The sequence below is a fragment of the Micromonospora sp. 15K316 genome, from assembly GCF_004348525.1.
In the GTDB taxonomy this organism is placed as follows: domain Bacteria; phylum Actinomycetota; class Actinomycetes; order Mycobacteriales; family Micromonosporaceae; genus Micromonospora.
The window spans coordinates 1-8,694 of the sequence record NZ_SMKG01000241.1; the positions used below are offsets into that span (position 1 = coordinate 1).

The following is an 8,694-nucleotide window of genomic DNA, read 5'->3' on the forward strand; positions in this document are numbered from 1 at the left end:
GTCCAGGGCGGCGGGGAGGGCGGCCAGGAAGGCGTCCACCTGCTCGGCGGTGAGGATCAGCGGCGGAGCGAGGCGGAGCACGCCCGGCTGCACCGGGTTCACCAGGAAACCGGCCTCGCGCAGCGCCTCGGCGAGCACCCGCGACACCGGAGCGGTGAGCACCACGCCGAGCAGCAGACCGGCCCCGCGTACGCCCGAGACGAGCGGGTGCCCGAGCGCCTCGACGCCCCGGCGCAGCCGCTCGCCGACCCGCTTGACATGGTCGAGCAGCCCCTCGTGGGCGATGGTGCTCACCACCGCGAGCGCGGCGGCGCAGCTGATCGGGTTCCCGCCGAAGGTGGTGCCGTGCGAGCCGGGGGTGAGCAGCTCGGCCGCCCGGCCGAAGGCCAGCGTGGCGCCGAGCGGCAGGCCACCGCCGAGCCCCTTGGCGAGCGTGACGAGGTCCGGCTCCACCCCCTCGGCCTGGTGGGCGAACCAGTGCCCGGTACGGCCGATGCCGGTCTGCACCTCGTCGAGCACCAGCAGCGCGCCGTGCCGGGCGGTGATGCGGCGGGCCGCCGCCAGGTAGCCGGCCGGCGGCACCACCACGCCGTTCTCACCCTGGATCGGCTCCAGGATCACCATCGCGGTGGCGTCGGTGACCGCCGCCTCCAGCGCGGCCACGTCGCCGTACTCGACGTGCGTGACCTCGCCGGGCAGCGGGCGGAACGGGTCGGCCTTGGCCGGCTGCCCGGTGAGCGCGAGGGCGCCCATGGTCCGCCCGTGGAAGCCGCCCGAGGTGGCGACGACGTGGGTCCGGCCGGTCAGCCGGGAGATCTTGAACGCCGCCTCGTTCGCCTCCGCGCCGGAGTTGGCGAAGAAGACCCGCCCCGGCCGGCCGGCGAGGGCGAGCAGCAGCTCGGCGAGCGCGACCGGCGGCTCGGCGACGTAGAGGTTCGAGACGTGCCCGAGGGTGGCGATCTGCTTCGACACGGCGGCCACCACGGCGGGGTGGGCGTGACCGAGGGCGTTGACCGCGATGCCGCCGACCAGGTCGACGTACTCCCGGCCGTCCTCGTCGACCACGACGGCGCCGGAACCCTCGACCAGGGCCAGCGGCGGCGTGCCGTAGTTGTCCATCATGGCCTCGCTCCAGCGCTGCACCAGGCCGCTCATGACTCGATCACCATCGTTCCGAACCCTTCCGAGGTGAAGACCTCGAGCAGCGTGGAGTGGGCGACCCGGCCATCGACGACGTGTGCGGCGGGCACTCCCCCGCGCACCGCCCGCAGGCAGGCCTCCATCTTGGGCACCATCCCCGACTCGAGGGTGGGCAGCAGTTTCGCCAGGGCGTCCGCGTCGATCTCGGAGATCAGGCTGGTCGTGTCCGGCCAGTTCGCGTAGAGGCCGGCGACGTCGGTGAGCACGACCAGCTTGCGGGCCTCCAGCGCGACCGCGAGCGCGGCGGCGGCGGTGTCCGCGTTGAGGTTGTGCAGCACCCCGTCGGCGTCCGGCGCGACGGTCGAGATCACCGGGATCCGCCCGGCGGCGATGAGGTCGGTGACCGCGGAGACGTCGACCGACTCGACGTCACCGACCTGGCCGACGTCGACCGGTTCGCCGTCGACGTACGCCGGGCGGCGCACCGCGGTGAACAGCCCCGCGTCCTCGCCGGAGAGGCCGACCGCGAACGGGCCGTGCGCGTTGATCAGCCCGACCAGCTCCCGCCCGACCTGACCGACCAGCACCATCCGGACGACCTGCATCGCCTCCGGGGTGGTGACCCGCAGGCCACCGCGGAACTCGCTGACGATGCCGAGCCGGCCCAGCATGGCCGAGATCTGCGGTCCGCCGCCGTGCACGACGACCGGCTTCAGGCCGACGTACCGCAGGAAGACCATGTCGGCGGCGAACGCGCGTTGCAGCTCGGGGTCGACCATGGCGTTGCCGCCGTACTTGATCACGACGGTGGCGCCGGAGAAACGGGCCAGCCACGGCAGCGCCTCGATCAGCGTGGCGGCCTTGGCCTGGGACCGGGTGAGATCGGCGGAGAGGGTCATGTCGAATAGGCCGAGTTCTCGTGGACGTACGCGTGGGAGAGGTCGTTGGTCCAGACGGTGGCCGCGGCGGCCCCGGAGCGCAGGTCGATCCGGATGGTCACGTCCCGCCCGGTCAGGTCGACCTTCGAGCGGTCCTCGGCGGCGGCGCCGTCCCGGCACACCCAGACCCCGTTGACCGCGACGTCGACGGCGTCCGGCTCGAACGCGGCGGCGGTGGTGCCGACGGCGGCGAGGATCCGCCCCCAGTTCGGGTCGTTGCCGAAGAGCGCGGTCTTCACGAGGTTGTTGCGGGCCACCACCCGACCCACCTCGACCGCGTCCTCCTCGCTCGCCGCGCCGACCACCTCGATGGCGATCTGCTTGGTGGCGCCCTCCGCGTCCGCGACGAGCTGCTGGGCGAGGTCGTGGGCGGCGGCGGTGACCGCGGCGGCCAGCTCGCCGGGGGCGGGCGTGACACCCGACGCGCCGCTGGCGAGCAGCAGCACCGTGTCGTTGGTGGACATGCAGCCGTCGGAGTCGATCCGGTCGAACGTGACGCGGCACGCCTCGCGCAGCGTGGCGGAGAGCAGCTCCGAATCGGCCACCGCGTCGGTGGTGATGACGCACAACATGGTGGCCAGGGCCGGCGCGAGCATGCCCGCGCCCTTGGCCATGCCGCCCACGGTCCACCCGGAGCCCGGGATCACCGTCGTCTTCGGCCGGGTGTCCGTCGTCATGATCGCCTCGGCGGCGGGGGTGCCGCCGGTGGTCGAGAGCGTGCCCACGGCGTGGTCCACGCCGGCGAGCAGCGCGGTCATCGGCAGCCGCTCGCCGATCAGGCCGGTCGAGCAGACCGCCACCTCGCCGGCCCCGAGGTCCCGGCCCGGCTCGGCGGCCGTGAGAGCGGCGGCGACGTGCTCGGCGGTGGCGTGCGTGTCCTGGAACCCGGCCGGGCCGGTGCAGGCGTTCGCGCCACCGGAGTTGAGCACGACGGCGCGGACCGCCCCGCCGCGGACGACCTGCTGGGTCCAGAGCACCGGCGCGGCCTTCACCCGGTTGGCGGTGAAGACACCGGCGACGGCCGTGTCCGGTCCGTCGTTCACCACCAGGGCCACGTCGGCGGCGCCGCTGGCCTTGAGCCCGGCGGCGACGCCCGCCGCCCGGAATCCCTGCGCGGCGGTCACGCTCATGGGGCCACCCCGTACACCGACAGGCCGGTGGTCTCCGGCAGACCGAACATCAGGTTGGCGTTCTGCACCGCCTGGCCGGCGGCGCCCTTGCCGAGGTTGTCCAGCGCGCTCACCACGACCAGGCGGCCGGAGTCGACGTCGACGGTCGCCTGCAGGTGGCAGGAGTTGGAGCCGAGCGTGGCGGCCGTGTGCGGCCAGCGCCCCTCCGGCAGCACGTGCACGAACGGCGCGTCGGCGTACGCCTCGGCGAGCACCGCCTGCGGGTCGACGCCGCGGGCGGGTAGCGCGGTGACGGTGGCGAGGATGCCGCGCGGCATGGGCGCGAGCACCGGCGTGAGGGAGAGGCCGGTCGCGCCGGTCGCCTGCTTGATCTCGGGCACGTGCTGGTGGGTGCCGACCCGGTAGGGCGACAGGTCGCCCATCACCTCGCTGGCGAGCAGGTGGGCCTTGGCGCCCCGCCCCGCCCCCGAGGTGCCCGAGGCGGCGACCACGACCACGTCCGCGGCCTGGGCGGCGCCGGCGGCGATCAGCGGGGCGAGCGCCAGGCTGATCGCGGCGGCGTAGCAGCCGGTGTTCGCCACCCGGGTGGCGGAGGCGATCAGCTGCCGCTGCCCGGGCAGCTCCGGCAGGCCGTAGGTCCACTGCCCGGCGTGCGTGCCACCGTAGTACTGCGCCCACTGGTACGGGTCGGCGAGCCGGTGGTCGGCGCCGAGGTCCACGATCCGCACGTCGGCCGGCAGCTGGGCGGCGAGCGCGGCCGACTCGCCGTGCGGCAGGGCCAGGAAGACCAGGTCCGCGTCGGCGAGCGCGGCCGGCCCGGCCGCGCCGAGCACCAGGTCGAACCCGGCCAGCTGGGGATGGACCACGTCGACGCGGTGCCCGGCCTGGCTGTGCGCGGTGGCGGTGACCAGCTCGAACTCCGGGTGCCCGGCGATCAGTCGGAGCAGCTCGCCGCCGGCGTAGCCGCTCGCTCCCGCTACCGCGACTCGGATTCCCATACTCACCTCCGCATGACTATGCAGTCAAATCTAGCAGCGATGATCTCCGACCGCAAGTTCATGCAGTCCACTGCATGAGAATGATGGCTCGATCGGCTCACCCAGAAGCACCCCGACAACCAATCCATTGACTGACATAATTGGCCCGGCATGGTGCGGGGCCCACAGCCGGGCCCGCGGGGGCGCCCAGCGGAGGTCGCATGGGACTGATGTTCCAGATCCTCGGTCCGATCCGGGCCCTGCGTGACGGTCGCCCGGTGCGGCTGCCGGGCGGTCGGCCCACCGCGTTCCTGGTGACCCTGCTGCTGCACGCCGGGGCTGCCGTACCGGTCGAGCGGCTGCGCGAGGAACTCTGGGGCGGGCAGCCGCCCGCCTCGGCGGTGGCGAACCTGCGTACCCACGCCAGCCAGCTGCGTCACCTGCTCGCCGCGCCCGGCGAGCCGCCCCGGCTGCACGCCGCCGACGGCGGCTACCTGCTCCGGGTGGAGCCGGACGAGCTGGACGCCGCCGAGTTCGAGCGGCTGGCCATCGAGGGGCACGCGGCCCGCGTCGACGGTCGACCCGACGTCGCGGCGCCCCTGTTCGAGCGGGCGCTCTCCCTCTGGTCTGCGACGGAGCCGCCCGCCGCGTACGGGCCGGCCACCGCCGCCGCGTTCGACCGACTGCGCGAGCGGCGCGGCGCCGTCCGGGAGACGTACGCGCAGTGCCGGCTCGACCTCGGTGACCCGGGCAGCTACCCGCTGTTGGCCCTGCTCCGGCGACACCTGGCCGAGAACCCCCTGCGCGAGCCGGCCTGGGCGCTGCTGATGACCGCCCAGTGCCGGGCCGGCGACCGGGCCGCCGCGCTGCGGACGTACCGGGCCGCGTGCCAGGCGCTCGCCGGTGAGCTGGGCGTCAGCCCCGGCCCCGAGCTGACCGAGCTGTACCGCGCCGTCCGGCGACACGACCCCCGCCTGCTGGCCGGCCGGCCCGCCGCCCGCACCCGGGACCGTCCGGCGGATCCCCGGCCGGCGCTCGTACCGCACGAACTCCCCTGCCCCGGCACCCCCTTCGTCGGCCGGCGCGGCGAGCTGACCCGACTGAACGCGGCCCTGACCGCCGTACGCGAGACACCCGTCACCGTGGCGGTCTACGGGATGCCCGGCACCGGCAAGTCCGCGCTCGGGCTGCACGCGGCCGCCGGGGCCCTGGACGCCTTCCCCCACGGCCAGCTCCACCTCGACCTGGGCGGATCGCTGGACGGGACACCGCCGTCCCCGTTCGAGGTGGCGACGGCGCTGCTCCGGCCGTTGCGGGCGGCCACGCCGGAACCGACCGACCTCGCCGAGGCGCGGTCCCGGATCCGGTCGGTGCTTTTCGACCGGCGGGTGCTGCTGGTGCTCGACAACGTCGCCGACCCCGCCCAGGTCGAGGCTCTGCTACCGGTCCGCGGCGGCTGCGCCCTGCTGGTCACCAGCCGCTGCCCGGTGGCCGACCCGTTCACCGCGACGGTGCGGCTGGACCCGTTACCCCCCGCCGACGGGCTGGCGTTGCTGCGGCTCACCGCGGGCGACCGCCGGGTCGACGAGGAGCCGGAGGCCGCCTCGGCCGTCGTCGCGCTCTGCGAGGGGCTGCCGTTGGCGCTGCGTAGCGCGGCACGCCGGCTCGCCGAGTGCCCGCACTGGTCGATGGCACGGCTGGCCCGGCGGCTGCGCGACGAACGCTACCGGCTCGCGGAGACCGGGCTGCGTCCCCGGCTCACCGCGAGCTACCGGCGGCTCGGGTCGGCCGCGCGGTTCTTCCGCCGGCTGGGTGACGCCCCCGCCGGGCCGGTCACCCCGGAGCTGGCCGCCACGCTGACCGGCGCGCCGGCCGAGGAGGCGGTACGGGCGCTCGACCGGCTCGTGGCGGCGCAACTCGCCGAACCCGCCGGGCCGGGTCGGTACCGCATCGGGGACCTGGTCCGGCTCTACGCCGCCGAGCTGGGCGCCACCGATCCGCGCGACCGCGGTGGCCGCCGCTGACCCGCGCCGATCGGCGGTCGCGGCGCCGCCGCGACCCGGGCACAGGCCCGGGTCAGACCGCCGCCGGCCGCTCCTCGCGGTAGCCCCGCGCCTGGAGCGTGAAGAGCCGGGCGTACCCGCCGCCGGCGGCGAGCAGCTCGTCGTGCGGCCCGCACTCGGCGACCCGGCCGTCGGCCAGCACCACGACCGTGTCCGCGTCCCGCACCGCGTTGAGACGGTGGGAGATGAGCAGGCTGGTCCGCCCGCGCCGCAGAACGCGCAGCCGGGCGTGCAGGTCGTGCTCCGCCTCGGCGTCGAGTCCCGAGCTCGGCTCGTCGAGGACGAGCAGGTCCCGGTCCGCCCGCAGGAACCCGCGGGCCAGCGCCACCCGCTGCCACTGACCGCCGGAGAGAACCACCCCGGCCTGCGCGTCGTCCCGGTCCGGGCCGTCGTAGAAGATCCGGGTCAGCAGGGTGTCGTAGCCGCCCGGCAACCTGGCCAGGGTCTCGTCGACGCCGGCCTGCCGGGCGGCGGCCCGGATCCGGTCGGGGTCGTCACGGGCGGCGAGGTCGCCCACCGCGATGTTCTCCCCGGCGGTCAGGTCGTACGGCATGAAGTCCTGGAACACCGCGCCGAGCCGCGACCGCAGCGCCGCCGGGTCGAACTCCCGCACGTCGACCCCGTCCCACCGGATGGAGCCCCGCTCCGGGTCGTAGAACCGGCAGAGCAACTTCACCAGCGTGCTCTTGCCGGCGCCGTTCAAACCGACCAGCGCGGTGGTCGAGCCGGCCGGCAGGAAGAGGTCCACCCCGCGCAGCACCCAGGGATGCCGCGGCGAGTACCGGAACCAGACGTCGCGCAGCTCGATGCCGTGCCGCAGCGGCGGAACCGGCCGCGCCGCGACGGGCACCGGCAGGTCGGGTTCGGCCCGGATCACCTGGTCGTAGTGGTCGAAGAGGAGCAGCGCCCGGTGGATCGCGCCGAGCTGGCCGACCAGGCTGCCCAGCGCGCCCTGCACTCCCGGCACGGCGGCCAGGTACATGACCACGTCGCCGGCCGTGAGACGGCCCGCCGCGGCGGCCGCCACGGTGTAGACGACCCCGGCGCCGGCCACCGCGGCGCCCAGCAGCCCCAGTAGTGCCTGCGCCCGCAGCTCGCGACGATCCAGCCGCTGCTCGACCCGGTGCATGCCGCCCAACTCGTCGAGCATCCGGTCACCGAAGAACCGGCCGAGGCCGAAGAGCCGGACCTCCTTGGCGGCCGGCACCCCCACCAGCAGCTGGGCGAAGAAGAGGTCACGCCGCTGGAAGTGCTCCAGGTGCAGGACCAACGCGGCCCGGGCACGGTTGAGACGCAGCTGGAGCCAGAGCGTGGGCAGCGCCGCGGCCAGCACCAGCAGCCCGACGAGCGGGCTGAGCGCCAGCAGCACACCGAGGAAACCGCCCAGCGCGAGCAGGCTCTGCACCGCGCCGAGCGCGTTCCCGGTGAGCTGGGTGGGGCCGAGGTGCCCGGTCTGCTGGGCCGCCTGCAACCGGTCCTGGAACTCCGGGTCCTCCAGCCGGACCAGACCCACCAGGCGCAGCACCGCGTCGTGCAGCCGGCGGCGCACCAACCGGCTCACCGCGCGCAGCCGCTCCTTCTCCACGTACGCGCGCACCTGCGGCAGGACCACGCCGGCCGCCGCGGCGAGCGCCAGGCCGACGCCGAGCAGGGCCGGCGGGGCGCCCGCCCGACCCCCGCCGGTGAGCCCGTCCAGGACGAGCTTGGTGAGCGCGGCGACGAGCACCGGCGTCACCCCGGCGAGGATCGCCAGCAGCAGGTCCGTGGCCGTGCCCGCTGGCGCCGCCCGCCAGGTCAGGCCGACGGCCGCGCGGGCGTGCCGGGCGGCGCGCCGCGGGGCCAGGCGGGGGCCGGTCACGAAGCCACCGGCAGGTCCAACCGGGCGATGCCGAACGCCGTCGACGCGACGATCCCGCGCTCGTCGAGCAGGCCGAACGCGGGGTACCCCTTGACCCCGAAGGCGAGCGGCAGCGGACCGGTGCCCGGCTCGACGAAGACCGTCGCCAGCCCCGCGAACCGGGCGGCGTACGGCTCGGTCTCCGGGCCCTTACCGACCACCACGATCCAGACGTGCTCGGCGCCGCCGGGCATGGTGCGCGCCCGCTCCACCAGCAGGGGCAGCTGCTCCTCGCAGTGCTCACAGGCCGGTGAGAGGAACGCCACGAGCGTCATCGGCGGGATGTCGGCGCGGGTACGCAGCTCGCCGTCCACGGTGGTCGAGACGAAGTCCCCCGGGATCGAGCCGACCTCCAGCATCACCGCCGGCGGCTGCGACTGGCGGTCGCTGAGCAGGTCGGTGTGTTCGCGGAGCCGCCGGATCACGCCGAGCAGCAGCACGAGGTTGAGCAGGCCGAGCGCGGCGACGAGGACGACGGCGACGGTCAACAGCGCCATGAGGGCTCCTTCGGGGATTGCCGGGGTCAGGATCGGCCGACCGGCCGGGACG

Annotated in this window: 7 protein-coding genes; 1 reads left to right on the forward strand and 6 read right to left on the reverse strand. The window is 75.2% G+C overall.

Features of this window, described 5'->3' with window-relative positions:
- The 4 genes from E1211_RS27910 to argC all read right to left on the reverse strand — a co-directional run.
- On the reverse strand, positions 1-1,155 hold a 1,155-nt coding region (locus E1211_RS27910; protein ID WP_132352521.1), incomplete at its 3' end, for an acetylornithine transaminase.
- On the reverse strand, positions 1,152-2,039 hold the full coding sequence (argB, locus tag E1211_RS27915) for an acetylglutamate kinase (protein WP_132352523.1): 888 nt from the start codon (positions 2,037-2,039) through the stop codon (positions 1,152-1,154). The genes argB and E1211_RS27910, both read right to left, overlap by 4 nt.
- Positions 2,036-3,208 (reverse strand): bifunctional glutamate N-acetyltransferase/amino-acid acetyltransferase ArgJ, encoded by a 1,173-nt coding sequence (gene argJ / locus E1211_RS27920; RefSeq protein WP_132352525.1) that lies wholly within the window; start codon positions 3,206-3,208, stop codon positions 2,036-2,038. Before argJ ends, argB begins: the two co-directional genes overlap by 4 nt.
- Complete coding sequence (gene argC / locus E1211_RS27925) at positions 3,205-4,206, reverse strand: N-acetyl-gamma-glutamyl-phosphate reductase (protein ID WP_132352527.1); 1,002 nt, start codon at positions 4,204-4,206, stop codon at positions 3,205-3,207. Before argC ends, argJ begins: the two co-directional genes overlap by 4 nt.
- Positions 4,207-4,406: 200 nt before the next feature.
- Between argC and E1211_RS27930 the strand changes: the two genes are divergently transcribed.
- Entirely contained in the window at positions 4,407-6,209 is a 1,803-nt protein-coding gene (locus tag E1211_RS27930; RefSeq protein WP_132352529.1) for an AfsR/SARP family transcriptional regulator, read from the forward strand.
- A 52-nt stretch (positions 6,210-6,261) separates the two neighbouring features.
- Here E1211_RS27930 and E1211_RS27935 read toward each other — a convergent pair whose 3' ends face one another.
- Positions 6,262-8,106, reverse strand: coding sequence for an ABC transporter ATP-binding protein (locus E1211_RS27935; RefSeq protein ID WP_132352531.1), 1,845 nt, complete (start codon positions 8,104-8,106; stop codon positions 6,262-6,264).
- A partial coding sequence (locus E1211_RS27940; RefSeq protein ID WP_207915537.1) for a hypothetical protein occupies positions 8,103-8,694 on the reverse strand: 592 nt, incomplete at its 5' end. The genes E1211_RS27940 and E1211_RS27935, both read right to left, overlap by 4 nt.